At 41.3% G+C, this 23,302-nt stretch carries 24 protein-coding genes and 2 pseudogenes; 15 read left to right on the plus strand and 11 right to left on the minus strand.

What is annotated here, in order from left to right; genetic code table 11:
* Window positions 1-22 precede the first annotated feature (22 nt).
* The 3 genes from JCM19055_RS04240 to JCM19055_RS04250 are packed head-to-tail and all read left to right on the plus strand — an operon-like array spanning window position 23 to window position 3,082.
* The gene (locus JCM19055_RS04240; protein ID WP_042358754.1) at window positions 23-1,456 is read left to right on the plus strand and encodes a sodium:solute symporter; all 1,434 of its coding nucleotides are present in this window, start codon (window positions 23-25) and stop codon (window positions 1,454-1,456) included.
* A complete protein-coding gene (locus tag JCM19055_RS04245) occupies window positions 1,453-2,130 on the plus strand; it encodes an amidohydrolase family protein (protein WP_042358684.1) in 678 nt (225 codons plus the stop codon). Before JCM19055_RS04240 ends, JCM19055_RS04245 begins: the two co-directional genes overlap by 4 nt.
* Window positions 2,033-3,082: an amidohydrolase gene (locus tag JCM19055_RS04250; protein ID WP_152549749.1), complete on the plus strand. Its 1,050-nt coding sequence runs from the start codon at window positions 2,033-2,035 to the stop codon at window positions 3,080-3,082. The genes JCM19055_RS04245 and JCM19055_RS04250 overlap by 98 nt, the downstream gene beginning before the upstream one ends.
* Window positions 3,083-3,232: 150 nt before the next feature.
* Here the strand turns inward: JCM19055_RS04250 and JCM19055_RS28440 are convergent, their stop codons facing one another.
* The 9 genes from JCM19055_RS28440 to JCM19055_RS04275 all read right to left on the minus strand — a co-directional run bounded on the left by JCM19055_RS28440 (window position 3,233) and on the right by JCM19055_RS04275 (window position 9,753).
* A complete protein-coding gene (locus tag JCM19055_RS28440) occupies window positions 3,233-4,090 on the minus strand; it encodes a dihydroorotase family protein (RefSeq protein WP_265181789.1) in 858 nt (285 codons plus the stop codon).
* Window positions 4,035-4,580 (minus strand): amidohydrolase family protein, encoded by a 546-nt coding sequence (locus JCM19055_RS28445; protein ID WP_265181790.1) that lies wholly within the window; start codon window positions 4,578-4,580, stop codon window positions 4,035-4,037. The genes JCM19055_RS28440 and JCM19055_RS28445 overlap by 56 nt, the downstream gene beginning before the upstream one ends.
* 33 nt (window positions 4,581-4,613) lie before the next feature.
* Window positions 4,614-5,333 (minus strand): hydantoinase/carbamoylase family amidase, encoded by a 720-nt coding sequence (locus tag JCM19055_RS22690; protein ID WP_193745305.1) that lies wholly within the window; start codon window positions 5,331-5,333, stop codon window positions 4,614-4,616.
* Complete coding sequence (locus JCM19055_RS22695) at window positions 5,287-5,853, minus strand: M20/M25/M40 family metallo-hydrolase (RefSeq protein WP_052365905.1); 567 nt, start codon at window positions 5,851-5,853, stop codon at window positions 5,287-5,289. The genes JCM19055_RS22690 and JCM19055_RS22695 overlap by 47 nt, the downstream gene beginning before the upstream one ends.
* Before the next feature lie 66 nt (window positions 5,854-5,919).
* Window positions 5,920-7,527: an ABC transporter substrate-binding protein gene (locus JCM19055_RS04265; RefSeq protein WP_042358687.1), complete on the minus strand. Its 1,608-nt coding sequence runs from the start codon at window positions 7,525-7,527 to the stop codon at window positions 5,920-5,922.
* Between the two features lie 289 nt (window positions 7,528-7,816).
* The gene (locus tag JCM19055_RS22705; protein ID WP_052365907.1) at window positions 7,817-8,650 is read right to left on the minus strand and encodes an amidohydrolase family protein; all 834 of its coding nucleotides are present in this window, start codon (window positions 8,648-8,650) and stop codon (window positions 7,817-7,819) included.
* Between the two features lies 1 nt (window position 8,651).
* Window positions 8,652-8,981 (minus strand): amidohydrolase family protein, encoded by a 330-nt coding sequence (locus tag JCM19055_RS26200; RefSeq protein WP_052365908.1) that lies wholly within the window; start codon window positions 8,979-8,981, stop codon window positions 8,652-8,654.
* Between the two features lie 96 nt (window positions 8,982-9,077).
* Entirely contained in the window at window positions 9,078-9,251 is a 174-nt protein-coding gene (locus JCM19055_RS28450; protein ID WP_265181791.1) for a DUF1028 domain-containing protein, read from the minus strand.
* A gap of 13 nt (window positions 9,252-9,264) precedes the next feature.
* Window positions 9,265-9,753, minus strand: a complete 489-nt coding sequence (locus JCM19055_RS04275) for a DUF1028 domain-containing protein (RefSeq protein ID WP_265181792.1) — start codon at window positions 9,751-9,753, stop codon at window positions 9,265-9,267.
* A gap of 257 nt (window positions 9,754-10,010) precedes the next feature.
* On the opposite strand from JCM19055_RS04275, the gene JCM19055_RS04280 reads away from it, so the two are divergent.
* The 6 genes and pseudogenes from JCM19055_RS04280 to JCM19055_RS04295 all read left to right on the plus strand — a co-directional run bounded on the left by JCM19055_RS04280 (window position 10,011) and on the right by JCM19055_RS04295 (window position 15,640).
* Entirely contained in the window at window positions 10,011-10,631 is a 621-nt protein-coding gene (locus JCM19055_RS04280; protein WP_042358688.1) for an IclR family transcriptional regulator, read from the plus strand.
* Window positions 10,632-10,653: 22 nt separating this feature from the next.
* Window positions 10,654-10,776 carry a hypothetical protein gene (locus JCM19055_RS28455; RefSeq protein WP_265181793.1) on the plus strand — a complete coding sequence of 41 codons (123 nt, stop codon included), beginning with the start codon at window positions 10,654-10,656 and terminating at the stop codon, window positions 10,774-10,776.
* Window positions 10,777-11,087: 311 nt separating this feature from the next.
* Complete coding sequence (locus JCM19055_RS04285; RefSeq protein ID WP_370542982.1) at window positions 11,088-12,341, plus strand: amidohydrolase; 1,254 nt, start codon at window positions 11,088-11,090, stop codon at window positions 12,339-12,341.
* Window positions 12,302-12,508 carry a hypothetical protein gene (locus JCM19055_RS31225; protein WP_370542983.1) on the plus strand — a complete coding sequence of 69 codons (207 nt, stop codon included), beginning with the start codon at window positions 12,302-12,304 and terminating at the stop codon, window positions 12,506-12,508. Before JCM19055_RS04285 ends, JCM19055_RS31225 begins: the two co-directional genes overlap by 40 nt.
* Before the next feature lie 44 nt (window positions 12,509-12,552).
* A pseudogene (locus JCM19055_RS04290) lies at window positions 12,553-14,060 on the plus strand (AbgT family transporter).
* Between the two features lie 437 nt (window positions 14,061-14,497).
* Window positions 14,498-15,640, plus strand: coding sequence for a S8 family peptidase (locus JCM19055_RS04295; RefSeq protein WP_042358689.1), 1,143 nt, complete (start codon window positions 14,498-14,500; stop codon window positions 15,638-15,640).
* 509 nt (window positions 15,641-16,149) lie between these two features.
* On the opposite strand, the gene JCM19055_RS04300 is transcribed toward JCM19055_RS04295, so the two are convergent.
* Both JCM19055_RS04300 and JCM19055_RS31230 read right to left on the minus strand, forming a co-directional pair.
* On the minus strand, window positions 16,150-17,379 hold the full coding sequence (locus JCM19055_RS04300) for an ABC transporter substrate-binding protein (RefSeq protein WP_052365909.1): 1,230 nt from the start codon (window positions 17,377-17,379) through the stop codon (window positions 16,150-16,152).
* 10 nt (window positions 17,380-17,389) lie between these two features.
* Window positions 17,390-17,470 carry a hypothetical protein gene (locus JCM19055_RS31230; RefSeq protein ID WP_152549755.1) on the minus strand — a complete coding sequence of 27 codons (81 nt, stop codon included), beginning with the start codon at window positions 17,468-17,470 and terminating at the stop codon, window positions 17,390-17,392.
* Between the two features lie 536 nt (window positions 17,471-18,006).
* Between JCM19055_RS31230 and JCM19055_RS04305 the strand changes: the two genes are divergently transcribed.
* The 6 genes and pseudogenes from JCM19055_RS04305 to JCM19055_RS28465 all read left to right on the plus strand — a co-directional run bounded on the left by JCM19055_RS04305 (window position 18,007) and on the right by JCM19055_RS28465 (window position 23,253).
* Window positions 18,007-18,804 (plus strand): AraC family transcriptional regulator, encoded by a 798-nt coding sequence (locus tag JCM19055_RS04305; RefSeq protein WP_265181795.1) that lies wholly within the window; start codon window positions 18,007-18,009, stop codon window positions 18,802-18,804.
* A gap of 148 nt (window positions 18,805-18,952) precedes the next feature.
* Window positions 18,953-20,105: pseudogene (locus tag JCM19055_RS04310) on the plus strand (Gfo/Idh/MocA family protein).
* Between the two features lie 13 nt (window positions 20,106-20,118).
* Entirely contained in the window at window positions 20,119-21,303 is a 1,185-nt protein-coding gene (locus tag JCM19055_RS04315; RefSeq protein ID WP_042358692.1) for a dihydrodipicolinate synthase family protein, read from the plus strand.
* The gene (locus JCM19055_RS04320; protein WP_042358693.1) at window positions 21,300-22,121 is read left to right on the plus strand and encodes a sugar phosphate isomerase/epimerase; all 822 of its coding nucleotides are present in this window, start codon (window positions 21,300-21,302) and stop codon (window positions 22,119-22,121) included. Before JCM19055_RS04315 ends, JCM19055_RS04320 begins: the two co-directional genes overlap by 4 nt.
* A gap of 71 nt (window positions 22,122-22,192) precedes the next feature.
* The gene (locus tag JCM19055_RS04325; RefSeq protein ID WP_265181796.1) at window positions 22,193-22,987 is read left to right on the plus strand and encodes a TRAP transporter substrate-binding protein; all 795 of its coding nucleotides are present in this window, start codon (window positions 22,193-22,195) and stop codon (window positions 22,985-22,987) included.
* Window positions 22,969-23,253, plus strand: coding sequence for a TRAP transporter substrate-binding protein (locus tag JCM19055_RS28465; protein ID WP_265181797.1), 285 nt, complete (start codon window positions 22,969-22,971; stop codon window positions 23,251-23,253). Before JCM19055_RS04325 ends, JCM19055_RS28465 begins: the two co-directional genes overlap by 19 nt.
* Window positions 23,254-23,302 lie beyond the last annotated feature (49 nt).

Genomic DNA, 23,302 nt, shown 5'->3' on the forward strand with positions numbered 1-23,302 from the left:
AAAGAGTGAAAGGATGACTTCCATGTTTAACGATCAAGAAATGATGATCATTACGATTGCTGTAATTGTGTACTTTTTCTTTTTGTTCGGCTTTAGTATATGGGTAAGTCGAGGTGTCAAAACCTACGATGATTATAATGTTGCTGGTCGTGGTGTACGAATGTTTTCACTTATTCTTACGTTTGTTGCGACCGCGATTGGTGGTTCGATTTTACTCGGGTATATGACGAGTGGGTATGAAATCGGGATGGGCCAACAATGGGCGAACATCGGGATCTTTATTTTCTCCGTCGTGCTCGTGTTATTCTTTGCGAAGCGTATTCGCAGGCTTGGTGAGAAGCATAACATGGTCACTCTTGGTGACTTTACAGCGCTTCGTTACGGGGAAAAAGCACGCCTTCCAACCGTCATCGCTGTATTGATGGCGTATTGTTCCATTACCGGTATGCAGTTTGTATCGATTGCTACGATTCTAAGTTTTACGATGGACATTAATTTTACCGTCGGAATTATTATCGGTTGGATCTTACTTACAATTAAAACGTATTTTGGTGGACTAAAAGCTGTCGTCTTGCAAGATGCGATTCACGGTACCGTTCAAACCGTCGGAATCTTCCTGCTTTTCTTTGTGGTGATGTATTATTCAGGTGGCTGGCAAAATGTTGAACAAAATGCAAGGGAAGCTGGAGACGGTTGGATGTTGTCGTTATCTAGTTTGCCAACGCAAGAGATCTTCGTTTTTCTTTTAACAATTGGTGCGTATCAATGTGTTCGCCAAGACTTGTGGCAACGTTTCTGGGCAGCAAGTTCTGAAAAGACGATGAATATCGGGTATTGGATTTCCATTATTCTGTCCGCATTAACAGGTGTTGTTGTCGTCTTAATTGGAATTATGAGTTTACACGGGTTGAATATGACGATTGATCCTACGCTCGTTTATTATGAAGTCGTTGGAGAAGTATTCCCGTTCTCGCTCGTTTTAATCATGATTTTAGCGTTATTAGCGACGGTTATATCAACGGCAGATTCTTTCTTCATCTCAGGTGCTTCCTCGATTGTGAATGACATTATCGGTCCGAGAGTGAAGAACCCGAGCAATCAAAAGATGTTGTTCTACAGTCGCGTTAGTGTTGGTATTGTCTCGGTGATTGCACTCTTATTAGCGTTGTATATTCCGCAACTGGTCAGTCTTTGGGTAACAGGAACTGCGATGCTCGTATCAGGAATGTTAGCTCCGATTATGGTCGGTCTCGTCTGGGGCGGCGTAACGAAGATTGCGGGTCTCGCCTCCATGTGGAGTGGATTAGTGACCTCAATTGTTTGGCAATTGCTCGATCATCCATTTGGTTTACACCCTGTTTTTGTCGGGTTGCCATTGTCCATTATTGTGTTGTTTACCGTCACGTTTATCACGACTAACCGAAATCAAGATGCGAACAGGAGCGAAGCACTATGATGTTATATGCAGATCTAATCGTTACAAATGCTAGAGTCTATTCAATGGAAGTTGAAGGGGAACACGCTGAGAGTTTTGCGATAAAAGACGGTCGCATTCTTGCCATCGGCGCCTATGATAAGATCAATGAATTGAAGGGACCAGATACAGCGATTTACGATGCAGATTCAAAAGCTGTATTACCAGCATTCATCGAAAGTCATGCGCACCCTCTAGATTTTGCAAAAAAACAACTCGAGTTGGATTTAAGACCGAGAATGACACCGAATCGTGAAGCTGTTATTCAAGCGATAAAAGAAGAAGTCACTAAAAAGCAAAAGGGCGAGTGGATCATCGGGGCAGGTTGGGATGAGAACTTAATGGAAGGAAAGCAGTTTGTCACGATGGCCGATCTTGACGCCATTGCGCCTGAACATCCAGTGTTCTTACTTCGAACGTGTGTACACAACGCCATGGTGAACACGAAAGCCTTTGAAGCGAGTATGATCGCACTCGATGCGAGTGATCCTGAAGGGGGTTCGTTTGAGCGAGACGAATCTGGTTCGTTAACTGGTTACGTGATGGAAGACGCGATGAGTGTCTTTAAGACACCAACGTATTCAATTGAAAAAAACGAAACAGGCCTGGAAGATTGCCGAGGAGATTTTCCTAAGTTGGGGAATTGCGACGATTAATGACATGGCAACAGGCAAAGAAGAGTTCAAGGTGTACCAGCAACTACAAAAAGAAAACCGATTACGCTTGAACGTCGGGATGTGGTTATGGGGACGCACGCAAATGAGTCGGACAGGGTTACAAAATGAAATCACGACTCTAGGCATTGAATCAGGCTTTGGAAATGAACAATTAAACGTGCAAGGCATTAAATTCATGATCGATGGAAGTGTTGGTGGGAAGACAGCAGCCGTAGCAGAGCCTTTTGAAGGTACAGCCGACAATTACGGAATACTCTACTTGAAGCAGAGTGAATTAAATGAACGCTTCAAGAAGTCGGTCCAAAATAACTTGCGAATTTCTGTCCATGCTATTGGGGAACGCGCAATAGAAATGGCATTACAAGCGTTTGAGTATGCAGAGGTCGAGAAGTACCCACATATAGCAAGGCACCGAATTGAGCACGCAATTTTGCCGACAGAAGATCATTTAAAACGAATGCAAAAGCTTGGCATTATTGCTGGCTCGTCGATCGGTTTCCTCTATAGTATTGGTGATGGCTACGTGAACAATTTAGGACAAGAACGAGTGAAACGCGCATTTCCCCACCAAACGTTCAAGGCTTACGGAATTGTAGCGCCAGGGAATTCGGATCTGCCAGTAACGGAAGGCAACCCTTTCCTAGGAGTCTATACAGCCGTTACCCGTACGACGAGCAGTGGAACGAAAACTGATCGTACAGAAAGCTTATCGGTATACGACGCATTACGTGCTTATATGATTGATGCTGCATACGGCAATTTCGATGAACACAAGCGTGGTACATTAACGGTTGGAAAGAAAGCTGACTTTATGGTCGTCTCACATGACCCGTTTGTTGTCCAAGAAGAGCAACTTAAAGACATTCAAGTGATGGCAACGTACGTGGAAGGAGTAGTGCAGTATCGAGTGGGTGAGGAAGTGAAGGTTTAAAACAATGTCGTGCAAAGATAAAAATTGCAATAAAAACAGGGTCTAGTTCAATAAATACTAGACCCTGTTTTTGTTAGTTAAACGGTAACGATTGCTTTCTCTTTTTTTGTGATAAGTTTGCCTTGACCTGGTTTTCCAAAGAGCTTCCCATCATTCATAACCATCTGACCACGAACGATCGTTTGAACTGGCCAGCCTTTTATTTTTTTTGCCATGATACGCGGTCACTTTACTTTTACTGTGCAGTTGTTCCCGGTCGATCGTTCTTTCTTTGTTCATATCAACAATTGTAATGTCCGCATCGCTTCCAGGTGTGAGGCACCCTTTTTGAGGATGCACACCAAAAAGTTTGGCAGGTGTAACAGATAATAAACGGGCAACGTCTTGTAATGAGAGTTTACCTTCAGTAACGCCGTCTAACATAAGGGGCACTAGTGTCTCGACTCCGCACATGCCAGCAGGAATTGACCAAAGTCCCCCATTTTTTTCTTCTTCGGTATGAGGAGCGTGATCTGAACAAACGTGAGAAATCGTTCCATCCGTAATCCCTTGCCAAATGCGCTCTTGATCGCTTTTGTATTTAACGGGTGGGTATACTTTCATATGTGGTCCAACACGAGCGAAGTCTTCATTGCTTAAAAACAAATAGTGTGGGCATGTCTCTACAGTGATAGGTAACCCTTCCGCTTGGGCATCTCGAATGAGGTCAAGTGCATCACCCGAACTAATATGTAACACATGGAAACGCACACCGGTTTCACGTGCGAGCTCAATGCCAGTTTTAACAGTAAGCACTTCTGCAAGAGCTGGTCGTGTTGCGATGAGGTCTTCATAACTTTTACCTCCGCGAGCTTCTACTTGTTCGGTTAATGTTTGAATTAGATCATTATTCTCAGCATGTACTGCGAATACTTCGCCCGTCTTCTGTACTTCTTGCATCATCGTATATACGTCACCATCGTGAAATGGAGGAATAACGTCTTCCATTCCAGGTTTGTAGTTGTACATGAGCTGGTATGTTTTTGCGTGTACTGCGTACCCCCAAAAAAAATTTGAACCCAATAACGCCTTTTTGTTGAAGTGAAGGTAAGTGTTGATTGTTTAAATCTCCAACACATATTCCCCAAAGTGCGAAATCTACAAATGCTTTTTTGCTTAAATTTTCGACTTGACGATCAAAGTTCTCAGCGTGATTCACAGGTGGGGAAGTGTTCGGCATTTCAAATACCGTTGTAATTCCCCCGGCTGCTGCAGCGCGAGTGCTATGAATAAAATCCTCTTTATACGTTGGACCTGGATCCCTTGAATGAATATGGGTGTCAATAAAACCTGGAAAAACGTAATGACCAGTAGCGTCAATCGTTTCGAGACTATCCCCTGTAAGTTGTTCATGAGTCACTGCGCTAATTTTTCCTTCACGAATGTAGATGTTTGCTTTGTATTGCTCAGTATCTGTCACAATCGTACCATTTTCTATTTTCATATCCCATGTTGTCATGGTGAACGCCTCCTGAATGGTTAGTTGATCATGTTAGCGTGATGCTTCTCGCCTAATGGCAGTAATTAAGACGTTTGTGCCTGCTACAATTTGTTCAACCGTTGAGTATTCGGTTGGGTCATGACTGACACCATTTTTGCATGGGACAAAAATCATTCCAGTAGGCCAGAGTTTAGCCATGTTCATCGCATCATGACCAGCACCACTTGGCATGTTCTCATAATTAATATTGATTTCTTCACAAGCACTCTGTAATCGTTCTTGGATATGACGTTCAATGACAATGGGAATTTCTTTACTTAGAACGTCAATCTCGCAGGTCACACCTCGGTACTGCTCAATCACATAAGCTTTTTTGCGGATTTGTTGGTGTACGCGTTGCTTGGAAACCATACTTGTACTTCGAATATCAACGTAAAGCGTGACTTCACCAGGAATCACATTCATAGAGGCAGGAGTTACTTCGCAAATCCCAACGGTGGCTACCGTTTTATTAATGGCCTCAAGCTTGGCAGCGTCTTCTACGAATAAAATCATTTCAGAAGCAGCGACGAGTGCGTCTTTTCTTCGCATCATCGAAGTTGTACCGGTATGGTTTGCCTGACCTTGAAACGTCAGTTTTAATCGTGTAGGTGCGGCAATCCCGTTTACTATTCCAACGGGAACGTCTAAGCTTTCGAGCTCAGGGCCTTGTTCAATATGTAATTCAAAAAAACGATTTAATGTCTGTCTTTGAACGACAGGCTTTTTCAACAACTTCAGGATTTAACTTACATCGGCGTAGTGCCTCTGCTAGGCTGACGCCATCTTGGTCAGTTAGTGTAGACATCTTATCAATTGGGAATTCCCCGATCATCGCTTTGCTACCGAGCGTAGCGACGCCAAAACGTGAAGATTCCTCGCTTGCAAAAGCAATCAGTTCAATAGGATGGTGAGGTTGGATACGATGTTCATTGAAGAGAGCTACGACTTCCAAGCCCGCGACGATTCCTGCGGTTCCGTCAAATTGCCCGCCATTTCTTACAGTATCGAGATGCGAACCGATGGCAACGACAGGTTGAGTATCATCACTTCCTTTTAATCGAGCGATCGTATTGCCAACAGCATCTGTTCGAACAGTCATCCCTAAAGAAACGGCTAGTTCAGAAAAGGTGTGATGAGCCCTGCGCTCATCTTCGGTATAGGCGAGACGGTTCATGCTCTGATTTGTTGAGATTGGAGTTCCATTTAACTTGCAAAAATACGATTCAATGCGTGACGTCGATGCATGCATTACAGTCACCTCAATTCTAAATTTCTTCTATCGGATGAATAGAAAAAACCCCCTACGGGGTTCTTCCTATTCATCTTTTGTAACGTTCCATAATATCGGTCCAATTAAATCACGATAGTTTTCAATAGATTCACGATGTGCGACGAAGTTTTGTTTGTTACCGATTTTACTGATTGGTAAGTAGTCCCATACCGCCAGTTGTAATTCGTCGACATACGGTTGTGCATCTTCAATTGTACTTGCTTGTGTAATGTTCTTTAGCGCCTCATCAATCTCATCGCTTTCTGTCCAACCAGGATAACTCGACTCAGAACTTAAGAAAGGGTATTGATGGAGGGTTGGGCGAACAGCAAAGTCAACAACGAACAGGTCAAAGTTTTCTGGGTTATCACGTGCTTCTTCAAAGGAAGCCCAGTCATAGACGCTCAGTGATGCATTAAGCCCAATTTCTTCTAGCGCTTGTTGTGTATAGATGGCAATATTGTATAAGTTATCCACTTCACTTGTTGCTAAAATAACAACCTCTTCTCCCGCATACTCGGATTGTTCCACGAGTGTCTTCGCAGCTTCAATGTCATTTTGATTGTAGTTTTCTGAGCCAGCCTCACTATACCAGTGTGATTGATTAGGATTTGCAAGTGCGGGGTCAAGACTATAAAAACGATCATCACTATATGCGGACATGAGTGCATCGTTCATATTAACCGCAGTATTAACTGCATGGCGAAGTGTGGGATCGCTCAGTGGTCCTTGATCGTTGTTGAACACGTAAGCCATTATGCCCCCATCACTTAAAAACGGTTCAACACCGTCAGACGCATCAATTTGGTCAGAGCTATCTAACGGAAGGTTAAATGCAATATCATACTCCCCAGTTGTAATTCCATTGACCCTCGTGGAGGCATCGGTAATAAAGTTAAAAAACACTTCGTCGACAAGCGCCTCTTTTTCTCCAGCTAGACCACTAGCCTCTCCCTCAGGCGATTGGTAGTCTTCAAATTTTGTTAAATGAACATGTTGATCTATTGACCACTCTTCTAACTGGAAGGGACCCGTGCCGATATACTCGCTAATGCTTGCTGTTCCTGCTTCTTCAGCAATCTCTTTTGGCATAATTGCAGGTAGTGGCGCAACATCAGCAAGAATGTTTGGTCCAATAAGAGTTGCCTCTTGTAAATGTAACTCAACAGTGTTCTCATCCACCTCTACCATCGTTGCATCTGGAAAGTTTGCGAGGCCTTGGCTAGATTGGGTTAACCAACGCTCCATTGAAGCGACAACATCTTCAGCAAGCATCGGTTCTCCATTATGGAAAGTAACATTATCACGCAGAATAAATGTATACACGAGTCCATCATCGCTAACCTCAAAACGCTCCGCTAATGACGGTTGGACTTCATAGTCTTCGTCAATGGCAAGTAATTGTTCAAATACATGGCGACTCACATCTCGTGTAGCTGTATGTGGTGTAATATGAGGATCAAGCGTAGCTGGGTTTGTTCCATAGCCTAAGTTCAATGTTCCTCCTGATTCCACGTCGTCAACTGTCGCTTCTTGGTCATTTGCAGACTCGCTTTCTGTATTTGACGATTCACTCTCACTGTTACCACAAGCGGTCGTTAATGCTAGCGCACTTAACCACAAGGCCATCGTCGTTTTTCTCGTCTTAATCATCGTTTTACCCCCAAGTTAATTATAGTTGGCATAGGCTCATATAAGATGCGTTTTTTTGAAATTGCAAAATCTTCAGGGCTGATTTTGCTCGTAATGCGATTGGCTTCCTGCTGACACTCATACATTATTTTTTTCCTCATCAACGGTGGTATAACTTCCTTTGCAATAAAGTGTCTTACCACTCACCATCACCCGTTCAATTTCATTGCCTCGCGCAGAGTAAATTAGGTTTGGGATATGGTTACGCATTGGTTCTTTAATGACGGGTTGCATCGTTTTATGACTCAAATCAATGAACTGTAAGTCGGCTTTTTTTTCCAGGTTCAAGTGATCCTACGTCTTGACCAATCCCAAGGGCGTGTGCACCTTCAATTGTTGCCATTCGTAATACTTGATAGGCGGGAAACACTTCGGGGTCTTGGTGAATGATTTTATTAAAGAGAGCAGTTAATTTCATTTCATTAATCATTTGATTGCAATTGTTTCCTGAGCATTGGTCACTCCCAAGTCCTACATATCCACCAGCTTTTATAAATTGTGCAGCGGGAGGGACTCGACCAGCGATGACTCCAATGGAACCGGAACATAAAATCATGGAGACTTTTGCTTTGGCGAGACGGTCAATTTCTTCATCACTGGCTTCTGTAAGGTGAGCAGCAATGAGTCGCTCATTCAGAAAACCTCGCTCTTCTAGAAAATCAATCGACCCTTGACCATAGCGATTCATTATTTGTTCAGTCTCACGCGTACTCTGTGCCACGTGCATATGGATACCGATGTTTTTATCAACGGAAAGCTGACGTACCGTTTCAAGTAATCGTTCACTGAGGAAGTCTGGACCTTGCGGACCGAGCAATGCTGTAATTCGGTTGTCGTCATATCCATGCCACTCTTCAATAAGACGAACATTTTCTTCTAGTGATTCTCGTCCTTTTTGTTCGTCAAAAGGATACAAATCGCCATCTTTAAGCAAGTGTTGAACATCATCTGGGACCTCTCGAATATGACTTGTAAGTCTAGCTCGAGCCCCCAATTGGCTAAAAAATTGGGCAATCTCATGAATCGGAGTTGAGTAATCAGCAAAAGTTGTTGTACCAGCCGCTAGACCCTCAAGCAAATTCATCTTACTTCCTGCCAATTTCGCTTGATCGCCAAGGTACTTTCGGAAAGGGCCAACCCCTTTGTGCATCCAATTTTTTTGTGTCTTGTCCAACCCCACGAAGCGTTCCCCAATATGAATGCATGTGACCATCAATAAAACCTGGCAAGACCATTTTTCCCGAGGCATTGATTGTTTCAGAAGGTGAATATTGTTGAATTAAGTCTTTTGTAACCCCAACTTCAATAATTTTTCCATTGGCAATTGCGATTGCACCGTCATTAACAAATCCAACACCTTCACCCGCCATCGTAAACAAGTCTGCATGAGTAATTAATGTGTCAATCTTAGTCATTTCACAATCATCCCTTCTATACTTTATGTGATCGATAGAACGGTATTTTTAAAGTCAAATTACTAAACGTTATTTGTGGTTTATGTAGACAACAAACTATAAATTTGGATTCAAAGCCTTTTGACGATAGGTATCTGCGTGGTTTCGCCATACTTCCCACAGCTTTTTCATAGAATTGAGAGGATCGTCACTCCAATCGACACGTAAATCAATATATGGGAATGTGGTATCGGTGTAAATGACAAGAGCGATTGATTTCTCATCTTTCACTTCTCCACCTAGATTAAAACCGACCTCTATTGCGTCTAGTAGACGATCTGGAAAAGATAAGTGATGGTTTTTTTAGGTATTGTTCTGCCATTGATTTTGGTATTTCAGGGTTGCTAAGGTAATTGCCAACCGTTGCAACATTTTTTTCACAATAGTGACCAGCGTGAGGGCCAAAAGCATTTTCTCCGGTAAATGCATCAGAATGACCATCTTTGTCGACCACCGCTAACTGCCTGTATTCTGGATAAGGGGTTGCTGCTTTCATAGCTCGAAGAGCTGATGAAGCGTCAAAACGATCTTGTAAAATAGTCATTCCAATTCGTGCAAGTCTTGGGTCTGTCATGTTTTGTGAGAGAACAATTCCTGTGTCACTTTGACATTGTATGACTCTTGCTCCAACAGCAGGGCTACTCGTTGTAACAATGGCTCCGAATGCATTGGTTTTGTCACAGCGAGCAGCGACAGAAAAAGTCGTTGAAACAAAAATTTCAGAGTCAGTCATTTGGTACCTCCTTCTCATCGTTCCATTCAAAGGAACGACATTCCCTTAATGTGAATTTAACTTAACTTAAATTTCTGAAAATGTCTAGATGATTGTAAGATTTTATATCAACTTAGATTTTATTACGTATAAAACGAGGCAATTAACGATAATTTCCAGAGGTAGATTTTTCTAAATGATTAATTTATAGTGTAGGTTAATTGTAGAGTGTTCCTGTAAGTAGAACGGTGGTCTTGAATTTGTGTGGAGGTGAAACTGTGGAGTGGTTAGATCGTTTTACGATTGTAATGGATTGCGTGAGCGAAGCGACAGTGGATGGAATTGGAATTAGTCAATTGTCACGAGATAGTGAGATTAGTAAGAGTACATTGCATCGCATGCTGAAAAACATGGTTGAAAAGGAACTTGTCGCACAAAACGAGGTTACTAAAAATTATTATTTAGGACCTCGAGCAATGCAGTGGGGGAGTCGTTTTATTCAAAGTCAAGACCCTAGTGAATGGTTAAGAACTTATTGCAAAGATGTTGCAAAAGTCACTGGGCTATACACCTACTTAAGTAAATACCAAGCAAACCAAGTGTATTGCATTTATTCATATCAACCTTCAAACATTCGAAACAACTATTTTGTACGAGTAGGTCAACAAATGCCCGCTCATTGTTCTTCATCTGCTAAGGCAATTCTCGCCTATAAATCAGAATCAGAATTTATAAAGATGGCAGGTGAGGAGCCTTATGAAGTATTCACAAGTCATACAATTCGTGATGCAAACGCATTGAGTGATGAATTACAAAAGGTAACAAAAGAACAAATTGCTTATTGTTTAGAAGAAATGGAAACAGGAATTTCAGCAATGTCAGTACCTTTTTTTTCATAGTCAACAAGAGACAGATGTGTGTTTGAGTGTCGTTGGTGATAGCAATACCATTCTAAAGAATATGGAAGAGATTAAAGTTGAACTTAAAAGCACTGCAAAAAAAGCGAGTCAATATTTACAAAATGCACGAATCTTAGGTGTTTAAAATTATTAAACACACCGAAGTGTTTATGGTGTGTTTGTTTTTGTGCGTTCGTTATTTATTTGCTTTGAAGAGACGTAGTGAAGTTAAAAAAAGCGTGTAAGAAAAGCTACAATTCATTTTCCTTGTTTTCCTTAGTTAGAGCGTAATGATGCTATATTCAAATAGTTAATAGATAGTTCATAATATTACTAATTCACCTGATTTGTTTCACTAAACAAATCTTTGTGATAGGATAATTCTAATTTAACGCTTACTATTCACAAATAAAATAACAACAGCAATTTTCTGTTAATAAAAAGGGAGTTTTGTGTATGTCAGTACAGCAATTCATAACAAAACATATGGACGATAATCGGTCTGAATACGAAAGCATCGCCAAACAGATTTGGGATACTCCAGAACTTCGCTTTGAAGAGGAGCAATCTTCGAAAACATTAGCGGATTATATTGAATCACAAGGGTTCAATGTTGATCGTGGCATTGCTAACATTGATACAGCGTTTCGTGCGAGTTATGGAAGTGGTGCACCGGTTATTGCGTTTCTTGGGGAATTCGATGCGCTTTCAGATTTAAGCCAAGTTGAAAACGAGACAAGCTATTCTCCGAAGATTCAAGGTGGAAATGGACACGGCTGTGGTCACCATATGCTAGGAACGGCTGCATTAGCGGCAGCCATTGCTGCACGAGATTATATGGTTGAAAACAACTTGCCAGGCACCATTGAGTTCTATGGTTGCCCTGGAGAAGAAGGTGGCTCAGGCAAAACCTTTATGGCTCGAGAAGGTGTTTTCGATAATATTGACACAGCAATTACTTGGCACCCAGGAACATTTAATACCGTTTGGGCGTTTGAGACATTGGCAAACTATCAAGTGTCGTTTAAGTTCAAAGGCAAAGCTTCGCATGCAGCTGCTAGCCCACACCTCGGTAGAAGTGCTTTAGATGCCGTTGAATTAATGAATATTGGCTCGAATTATTTACGTGAACATATTGAAGAAACATCCCGACTGCATTATGCCATTACGAACACAGGTGGTATTTCACCAAATGTTGTGCAGCCGGAGGCGGAAGTTCTTTACTTAATGCGTGGAACAACGGTTCAAAAGGCAAAGAATGTTTTCGATCGCGTTCAAAAGATTGCCGAAGGTGCGGCACTTATGACGGAAACAGAATTGGATGTTCGCTTCGACAAAGCTTGTACGAACTATGTTCGTAACCACACGCTTGAAGAAGTGATGAACAACGAAATGGCAGCGTTCGATGAACCGAAATTTACAGATGAAGAAAAAGCACTTGCGAAGAAATTCTACGACACGTTGAGTGAGAGTGAGCAACAAAGCGCTGTGGAAGAAGTGCGAAAGGTATCTTCAGAATCACTACCAACAGATCTACCAGAACTAGCGATTCCATCAACTCCTGGTGAGAAGCGTCTAGCAGGTTCTACGGATGTTGGCGATGTGAGTGCGATTGCCCCAACGGTACAGTGCTATACAACGTGTTACGCCTTTGGGACGCCGATGCACACGTGCAAATGGTCGCACAAGGGAAGACGTCGTATGCAATGACGGGGATGCTTTATGCGGCGAAGTTAATGTCAGGAACAGCGGCTCAATTGCTTCACCACCCAGAGAAGATTGCAACGGCAAAAGAAGAGTTAAACGAACACTTAGGCGGGAAGCCGTATGAATGTCCAATCCCAGAAGGGATTACACCAACGAAAATTTCACACTAAAATCATCGAGGTGAATTGCTATGCAACCAAATTCTTCTTCGGTGATGAATCGAATTCTTAACCGAGTTGAATGGCTTGGGAATAAGTTACCCCACCCATTTATCTTATTTGTTTATCTAGCAGTCGCAATTATTATCATTTCATGGATTGTTAGTCTATTTAGCGTCTCTGTTGAGCATCCAATGAGCGGAGAAACCATTGAAGCGAAGAGCTTGTTCTCTGGTGAAGGTGTATTGTTCATGATTGAATCGATGATCACGAACTTCACCGGTTTTGCTCCATTAGGGTTAATTTTAACGATGATGCTCGGAATTGGGCTTGCGCAACAAGTCGGTCTTTTTGATACGCTTATGAAAGCGACGATTATGCGTGCACCAACTGCACTTGTTACGTACGCAATTATTTTTGCTGCTGTTCTCGGTAACATCGCTTCAGATGCAGCGATGATTATTATACCTCCGCTTGCAGCGATGGTATTCTATTCCTTAGGGCGAAATCCGATTGCAGGAATGTGCGCCGGGTTTGCGGGGTAACAGCAGGGTTTACAGCGAACATCTTAATTGCAGGTACAGATGCACTTTTGGCAGGGATTACAACGGAGGCGGCTCGCTCCCTGGATCCCGATATTCTTGTTACACCTGTTGATAACTGGTTCTTTATGAGCGTTTCAACATTCATGGTCGTACTCGTTGTAGGTTTGGTTACAACGAGAATTATTGAGCCAAGACTCGGGAAGTTTGATGAAAGTTATGCAGAACCGGCAGTATTAAACGAATCTGCAGAAAAACCAAAGCGAAAAGAAATGTTAGGTTTGCTTTATGCTGGGATCGGTACAATTGTATATGTTGGGATCGTACTCGCATTGATTCTACCAGAGGGATCGGTATTCCGCGGTGAAGGCGGTTCATTTATTCCGTCACCATTCTTATCGAATATCGTTCCGTTTATTTTGATATGGTTTATCGTTGTTTCTGTTGCATATGGTGTCACGGTTGGTTCAGTTAAGAAGCCAGGTGATGTTCCAATGCACATGACAGAAGCGATGAAAAGTATGGTGCCATACATTGTTCTTGTGTTTGCAATCTCGCAATTTATTGCTTACTTCAACTGGACGAATTTGAGTACCATCTTAGCTGTTAACACGTCCGAGTTCCTCGAAGGAATCGGATTCACAGGCTTAGGGTTAATGGTCGCATTTATCATTCTTGCAACCTTACTGAATCAGGTCATTACGAGTGGTTCTGCGCAATGGGCATTAATGGCTCCTGTTTTTGTTCCGATGCTTATGCTTCTCGGATATGATCCAGCCTACGCACAACTCGCCTATCGAATCGGTGATTCAGCGTCTTCCGTATTAACTCCGTTGAATCCCTACTTAATTATGGTTCTCGGTTTTATGAAGCGATACGATAGCAGACTAGGTTTAGGAAGTATTATTTCATTAATGATTCCATACGCACTCTTTGTACTTGCTGTTTGGATCGTTCTATTCGTCATTTGGACATTACTTGGCTTGCCGATTGGTCCAGGTGTAGACATCTATTTGGATTAAAGAATTCATAGGCCGCCCCTCTGTCAGTAAAAACAGGGGGGTGTCTTTATTTTTGGGGATTTATAAGCGCTCTGATTAAGGTTGTAGATGAAATCACCGTTCACATGCCGCTGTTAAAGGGAAAAAAACTAAAAAAAACGGCTAGGCATTACGAATGGTTTTACTTTTAAGAAAAAAAAGGCTACCAAGGCAGAAAGTCTCGTTATCTTAGAAAAACATTTCAATGGTTTATATATCAGGGGTTAGGAGCTCATATTTCCATATTTATACCATTAGGAATGTAAGTGATTAGTCCTGAGAAAATCTAGTCGGAAGGGATTAGAAATGCTAGATTCGTTGATAGATCAATAGGTCAGTCTATTTTTTATATTTTAACAATTTAAAAAACATGCTATTCTTTTCGTGAGGGTACTAATCCATTAGAGGAGTGAGAATCTATGAAGAAGCCTTGGAAAATGCTATCTACTACAGCAGTTTTTGCGACCGCATTCGGTGTAAGTGTCTCAGCGGTTAATGCCGCAGAGGATGAGAAAGCGCAGTACTTAATTGGGTTTGATGACATCACAATGGCAACAGAATTCGTAGATGAACACGAAGTGTCCGAAGACCAACTTGTTGCAACATCATCTGGGGAAGACATCGATATTGACGTGTTGCATGAATTTGAACACATTCCGGTATTATCTGCTGAACTTGAGAAAGAAGACGTCACTGAATTGAAAGAGAACGACGCAATTGCGTATATTGAAGAAGATATTGAAGTAACGATCTCGCAAACAGTTCCATGGGGAATTGATCGTGTTAATGCACCAGCAGCTAATGCGAGTGGTGTGACAGGTGGCGGTGTGAGTGTCGCGGTCTTGGATACAGGGATCTCTACACATGAAGATTTAAACATCCAAGGTGGCGAAAGCTTCGTTCCTGGTGAACCAGGAATTGATGATGGGAATGGACACGGTACACATGTGGCAGGTACAATCGCTGCACTCGATAATGATACAGGAGTTGTCGGAGTATCACCTGACGCTGACCTTTACGCGGTCAAAGTGCTCGGTTCCGATGGATCAGGGAATATTAGCTCCATTGCCCAAGGGCTTCAGTGGGCAGGGGAAAATGGTATGGATGTTGCCAATATGAGCTTAGGAAGTCCACTGCCGAGTCCGACACTCGAACAAGCCGTTGACGAAGCGACGGATCGTGGCGTGCTCGTTGTTGCGGCATCTGGGAATTCAGGCGCATCATCACTTTCTTATCCTGCAGCCTATGACAACGCAATGGCTGTCGGCGCAACAACTCAAAGCGACGCACGTGCTAGCTTCTCACAATATGGAGCAGGCTTAGATCTTGTCGCTCCTGGAGTTGGCGTTGAAAGTACGTATCCAGGTGGAGGCTACCGTAGCCTTGATGGTACATCGATGGCAACTCCTCACGTAGCAGGCGTTGCAGCACTTGTACTTGAACAAAACCCTTCATGGTCACCACAACAAGTACGTAGTCATGTTAATGATACAGCGACAGATCTTGGTGATACGAATCAGTTTGGAAGTGGTTTAGTAGATGCCGAATCTGCAACAGATTAACCGTTAGAAAAAAAGCTCCCAATTGGGGGCTTTTTTGTGATGATCAATAATGGAGGCTCTGCTCACAAAACATCATTTATGTGAGTAGAAGCGAGTCAAAATTGTAGAAATGGTTAAGTTCTACTCACAAAGATAAGAATTCTGCTCACAAAACAACAGTTATGTGAGCAGAATAGTGATAAAACAGATGATTTATCGTGTTCTATTCACATTGTGGAAAGTAAAGAGTTCGGAAGACGTTTGAACGTCTTCTGAGCTCACTTCACCGATACACAGAGTCGACAATTCAAGAAAAAGAGCGCTCTTAATACTTCAATTTCTTTGTGGGATTTTAATGATTTTTTTCTTATACTAGGGTGAGAAATCCTCACAAAAAAAGCATTTATGTTGGAATTTTGAAGATTCATCTCCATTTTACAAGCAAAATCCCCACACACAGGTTCACATACCTTAACGAGTGCTCCACATTAAAAAAAAGCTACCAATCACCGATTGGTAGCTTCATACTCTTAATCTTCAATAGACGTGTTCCAAATTACGGGTCCGACTAAATCTTCGAAGTTGTGGACGTTGCTACGGATGGCACTTAATCCTGAAGATTTGCCGATATTAAGCATTGGCATGTCTTCATAGAATTGAACTTGTAATTCTTCGAATACTTCAAACGCTTCTTCTTGGGTTGGCTGGGCTTTAATTTCATCTAATAAAATATCTAATTCTTCGCTTTGTGTCCAGCCTGTAAATTCTCCTCGCTTGCTTAGTGTTGGGTATTGATGTGGAATTAATCTCGTTGAAAAACTAGTTACACCGATATCAAATGTAGCTGGATCGTTTGTACGTTCCAAATACGTTGGCCAGTCGGTAACTTCTAACACGACATTCATTCCGATTTCCTCGAGTTGTTGATGAAGGACGACGGCTGTATTATATAGCGTATCGTAATCCCTTGCTACTAAAATAACAATTTCCTCACCGTCATAACCCGCTTCTTCGAGCATTTCTTCCGCAAGTTCTTTATCGTTTTGGAAATAATATTCTTCACCGGCAAGAGAGTGCCAATCAAGTTGACTTTCATACATCAAACCGGCGTTTAATTCAAAGTAGTCTTCTGAAACATAAGCGGCTAGCATGATTGCTCGATTATCAATAGCGGTGTTTACGGCTTGTCTAATGAGAGGGTCGGTGAATACACCACGAGCTTCATTGAAGATTGCCGTTTGTAATGATCCTAAAGCCGTTACGAGTTCAACGCCTTGGGCAGATTCTAGTTGTGCTGCACTGTCCAGTGGCACAGTGGTAATGACATCATATTCCCCCGTTTGAATTCCAGCTAATCGAGTTGAAGAGTCTGGGACAAATTCAAAATACAAGTTCTCTACTAGGGCTTCCTTATGTCCTGCCAGTCCACTAGATTCTTCTTCAGAAGGAGCATAGTCTTCGTAACGTTGCAGATGAACATGTTGATCAGTTTGCCATTCTACGAATTTAAATGGACCTGTTCCGATAAATTCTTTTACACCCGTGCCATCTGCTTCTTCTACGATCTCTTTTGGCATGATGGCTGCAATTTGGACGAGTTCTGCTAACACTGACAATATAATTGAAGAAGGCTCCTCTAGGTGTAGTTCGACAGTGTAGTCGTCAATTTCTTCAAAAGAAGCATTTTCTAAATTAGAGCGACCGGGACTCGTCGTTTCTCGCCAACGTTCCATTGAAGCAACGACGTCTTCGGCAATCATTTCCTTTCCATTATGAAAAAAACACACCTTGTCTTAAATTGAAAGTAATGACCGTACCATCTTCACTTTCATCAATTGATTCAGCAAGCATTGGTACAATTTCGAAATTTCATTAACCGTCACAAGCGTTTCGAAAAAATGACGAGTAATGTCCCTCGTGGCAACCGCAGTGGATATGTATGGGTCTAGTGACTCTGGCTGCGCAGGGTAACCGACGGTTAACTCTTCTGTAATTGCTGCAGAAGCACTACTCGTTGTTTCTGTGTCCTCCATTTGTTCATCGCTATTACATCCAGTAAGTAAAAGAAAACCCGCAAAACCAAGTAGACCCAATTTCTTCACAACAACCCCTCCTTATTAGTTTGAATTTACTGAAAATAAAACTTAGACTTAGTATATGAAAATAGAAACGTCATGTATAGAGCTTTGAAAGATAAAATAACAGTAATGTTAAAAAAAACTATTTATAAGTGCAAATAGCCTATATGGTTGTACATTGAAAGCAAGTCGTTAGTATTATGATGTTTTTGAGTGTAAGTGTATGTAAGTGTATATGATAAATTTCAGTCCGTTAGGAGCGAAAAACATGTCTAGTAACTATGATCAAAAAAAATCAGCATACATCCGTTGGAGAAAAAAAGTTTACCATTCTTCAAACTATACGAAAGTAATCATAAAGAGCGAGATGAAATTAAGAAACATTCGCATACTACCTACCAAATTCTCTATGTTCTTAAGGGGTGTGGGATGTGTTATTTAGATGGCAAACATTATGAACTTGAGCCAGATATCCTTTTGGTTATTGCCCCTTTAACAATTCATTCAATTTTAGCAAAGACAAAAATGACCGTTCTAGTATTGGAGTTTGATGCTGGGGTTGTAAGCGAAGATATACAAAATCATATGTTGGCAGAGGCATTTGAACAATCTAAGCTAAGAAAATTAAATACATTTGATGGAAGTGAATTTCGGCAATTGTTGAGAAAGATGTTATATGAACAATCAAACGCAGATCATATCAGTCATTTTGTTATTAGAATACACATCGCAGAAATGATAGCAATCTTAATACGTTCAAAGAGAGAAAGTTATGTTGTAGATCAAAATGTGCTCAGAGTGGAGAGGTTAAAAGATTTTATAGAGCGGCGTTACTTTGAAATTGAAAGTGCAGATGATTTGTCAAAGAAGATGAACATGAGCAAACGTTACATTCAACAGATTTTTAATGAACACTTTCATTGTACTCCGATGCAATATCTCACTGAAGTTAGAATTGGATTAGTAAAACAATTACTTTTGGAGACAGATAACGATATTGTATCGATTTGTTTTGAAGCAGGTTTTGAATCACTGTCAACATTTTACAGAATTTTTAAAAACTATGTTGGTGTTTCCCCTAATGTTTATCGTAGGACACGTAAGTAAAGGTGTACTAATCGTAATGACTACTAGATGCTTTATGTACTGTCATGAGCGAAATATTAGTTCCGAAATTGAGAAATTCCTTCCGAATATAATAAGACATGAGACGAGTGCTCTATAAACTAAGTTAAAAGGTGAGGAGGCTATATCGATGACTGTACATGAATATGGAATTATTATGAACGGTGTAACAGGGAGAATGGGAACGAGACAACATTTAGTTAGGTCTGTTTTACAAATTATTGATGAAGGTGGCGTACCACTAGATAATGGAGACGTTATTATGCCGGTTCCATTATTAGTTGGTCGAAATGAAGAGAAGTTAAGAGATTTAGGTGAAAAGTATAAGATTAACAATTGGACGACAAGTTTGGAGGAAGCACTTTCTAATGAAAAATATCAAATTTATTTTGATTCTCAAACCACTTCACGAAGAGCGTCCGGTATAAAAAAAAGCAATAAATGCAGGTAAGCATATTTATTGTGAAAAACCTACAGATACAAGTTTGGCAGGTTCATTGGAGCTAGCAAAACTAGCCGAAGAAGCTGGTGTCAAGAATGGTGTTGTTCAAGATAAATTATTTTTACCAGGTGTGATGAAGCTGAAGCATCTCATTGACTCAGGGTACTTTGGAGAGATTTTATCTGTGCGGATGGAATTTGGTTATTGGGTATTTGAGGGTGACTGGCAAGAAGGACAACGTCCGTCATGGAATTATAAACATGAAGAAGGGGGAGGGATTGTTGTCGATATGTTTCCCCATTGGCGCTACGTACTTGATCATCTATTCGGAGATGTGAAAGCGCTATCTTGTTTAGTTAAAACTCATATTCCATCAAGAGTTGATGAATTAGGTAACGTTTATGAAGCTACAGCAGACGATGCAGCTTACGCAACGCTAGAATTAGAGGGAGGTGTTTTGGTGCAAATCAATTCATCGTGGGCAGTGCGAGTTAATCGTGATGACCTCTTAACGATTCAAGTAGACGGTACGTTAGGAAGTGCGGTGGCAGGCTTACGAGATTGTAAAACTCAACATCGCGTGAATACACCAAAACCTGTTTGGAACCCAGATCTAGAGAACCCTTTTGATTTTACTAACCAATGGGAAACTGTCCCTGAAAATCAATTATTCGACAATGCATTTAAAGTCCAGTGGGAACAATTCTTGAAACATGTGCACGAGGACAGTCCGTTTCCGTGGGATCTGTTAGAAGGCGCTAAAGGGACACAACTAGCAGAAATTGCTTTGCAATCTGCAAAAGAACGTAGTTGGTTAGAAGTCCCATCATTAAAGCAATAGGAGGTTTGAGGTTATGACCTTATCACTTACATTACCACAAGCAGATCGAACCTTGGCGAACTATACAGTAAAGAATAAAGAATCAATTGTGTTACCAAAACAAGATAGTTTCAAGTCAAGAGTGGCCTTTTCAGCAGTTCATGTTGTTGCGGACCCTCTACGTAACAAAGACCCCATTCTTTCACCTTCAATCGATTGGGATGCTACGTTAAAATATCGTCATTATTTATGGGATATGGGGTTGGCAGTAGCGGAAGCAATGGACACGTCACAAAGAGGCATGGGTTTACATTGGCCACAAGCAAAAGAGTTAATTAGTCGATCTGTAAGTGAAGCAAAAGCGTGCAATGGATTAATTGCTTGTGGGGCAGGAACTGATCATTTAGAACCTTCCGAGACGGTTAAGATTGACGATGTGATCGAAGCCTATGAAATGCAATGTTCTCATATTGAGAAAGTAGGAGGAAAGATCATTGTAATGGCAAGCCGGGCATTGGCAAAGTGTGCTACCTCACCTGATGATTACGTGAAGGTTTATAATCGGATATTGGCACAAGTGTCAGAACCTGTCATTTTACATTGGCTAGGGGATATGTTTGATCCTAATCTACAAGGATATTGGGGAAGTAATGATATCGATCAAGCGATGGATCACTGCCTTACTATTATTCGGGAAAATGAAAGCAAAATTGATGGTATCAAAATTTCACTTCTCGATGCGGATAAAGAAATTCGAATGAGAAGATTATTGCCAGAGAGTGTACGGATGTATACCGGAGATGACTTTAACTATCCGTCATTAATTGAAGGTGATGAATTTGGTTATAGTGATGCACTGTTAGGGATTTTTGACGCAATAGCTCCTGCAGCAGCATCGGCTTTACAAGACCTTGACCTTGGGGATCACGCTGCTTTTCGAAATACATTAGATAAGACCGTACCCTTGGCGAGACATATTTTTCAAAAGCCGACATTTTCCTATAAAACAGGAATTGTGTTTCTCGCTTATTTAAATGGTCATCAAAATCACTTTCGTATGATCGCAGGCTCGGAGAGTGCTCGTTCGACCATTCACTTTACTGAATTATTCAAATTAGCTGACGAAGGGAATGTTTTGCACGATCCACAGCTTGCGGTACAACGGATGAAAAACTGGCTAACTTTATCAGGGATAGCTCAAGCGGAGGTGACGATATGAATGAGAAGGTTGCTGATCATCGATTGAGCCTTAATCAAATTACAACAGAGAACTGGAATTTAAAAGAAGCCGCTGCTGGTTGTGCTGAACAAGGAATTGAATGGATAGGCATATGGCGCCATAAAGTTCATGAAATTGGATTAAAAGAAGCGAAGCAAACGATTAAAAACTATAATTTAAAAGTATCTAGTTTATGTAGGGGAGGAATGTTTCCTGCTGCGACAGATTTAATTCGTCAAGAGCGAATTGATGATAATAAACGTGCGATTGAAGAAGCGGCTGAGTTAGGAGCTGAAGTTCTAGTCCTGGTCTGTGGTCCTTCGCCAGATAAAGATTTACAGACTAGTAGACGTTGGGTACAAGAAGGCATAGAAGCGATTGTCCCTTTTGCAGAGGATCAAGGTGTGAAGTTAGGAATTGAGCCATTACATCCAATGTATGCAGCCGATCGTTCGGTAATTGTAACTCTAGGAGAAGCTAATGAAATGCAACGAGCAATTGCTTCAAAACAAGTAGGGGTCATTGTGGATGTTTTTCATGTTTGGTGGGATCCATTATTATACAAACATATTGAGGACGCTCGAGGTAGTATTTTAGGGTTCCATGTTTCTGATTGGAAGGTACCCATTCATGATCTGTTTAAAGCTCGTTCGTTTATGGGTGAGGGTATCATCGACATTCCTAGAATACGAAAAGCTGTGGACCATCAAGGCTATGACGGACCTATCGAAGTTGAAATTATGAACCAATCGATTTGGGATTTACCAGGAGAAGAAACGCTTCAGAAGATGAAGGCCAGTTATCGCTCTCATGTGTAGAAAAAGCGAAGCGATGGCTTCGCTTTTTCACTATTGTAAACGCTTTATAACAAATTTTAGGAGGAGTACTAGTGAAAATATCTTTTCTTAATCGGAGTTGGGTTATAGCGTTACTGTTTATAAGTGGATGTGGGATTGCAAGTGAAGAAGTAGTTGTTCCTGAGGAGACTGACAACAACGAAGAAAACGTAGAAACATCTGAAGTGGATACTAGCAATAGCGAATATACAATTCAATTTGCCCACGTTGTTAATCCCTCAACTGCAAAAGGTCAAGCAGCTGAGTATTTCGCAGATCGATTAGAAGAGGAAACTGAGGGACGTATTGAGGTAAACGTTTATCCTGATTCTCAGTTAGGAAGTGACCGAGAGATTACAGAACAGATGCAAACTGGAACGATTGAAATGAATGCACCGTTCACTGGTGTGTTACCTTCGTTTGTCCCTCAATTCCAGGTGTATGACTTACCTTATTTATTTGAAGATAGGGACCATGCTTTTGAGCTCTCTAATGGTGAATTAGGTGAAGTTTTGAATGAATATTTATTAGAGCAAGGATTACGCACGCTCGGTTTTTGGGATGGGGGCTTTAAACAGCTAACGAACTCTGTTCGTCCAATAGAGAGTCTTGAAGATATGCAAGGTCTGACAATGCGAGCATCTCAAAGCCCACTTTTAATTTCACAATTCAGAGCCTGGGGTGCAAATGGGGAGTCTGTTGATTTCTCAGAGTTGTACACTTCCTTGGAACAAGGAACAGTAGATGGACAAGAAAATCCACTATCGAATATTGTTTCACAAAATCTATATGAGGCACAGAGTTATATCACATATAGTATCATGGTTATATGGGATATCCACTATTAATTAGTGAAACATTCTTTCAAGAGCTACCAACTGATTTGCAGGAAATTGTTGTATCAGTAGCTGATGAGACGAGTGAATGGCAATGGGATATATCTGAAGAATCTGAACAAGAGTATATGCAAACTCTTGAAGAATCCTCAATCGAAATTCATACCCTATCTGATGAAGAACGAGAAGCATTTCGGGATGCGGGTTTAAGTATTTATGATCAGTATCGAGATAGTATTGAAGGTGGGGATGAAATTATAGATTTAATAGAAAACTAGAGGACTTAGTGGATTCCATGGAAAGTGTTCCTCAAGTCTTTAACATTAG

Source organism: Geomicrobium sp. JCM 19055 (assembly GCF_000698185.1).
Taxonomy (GTDB): Bacteria; Bacillota; Bacilli; order Bacillales; family Marinococcaceae; genus Geomicrobium_A; species Geomicrobium_A sediminis.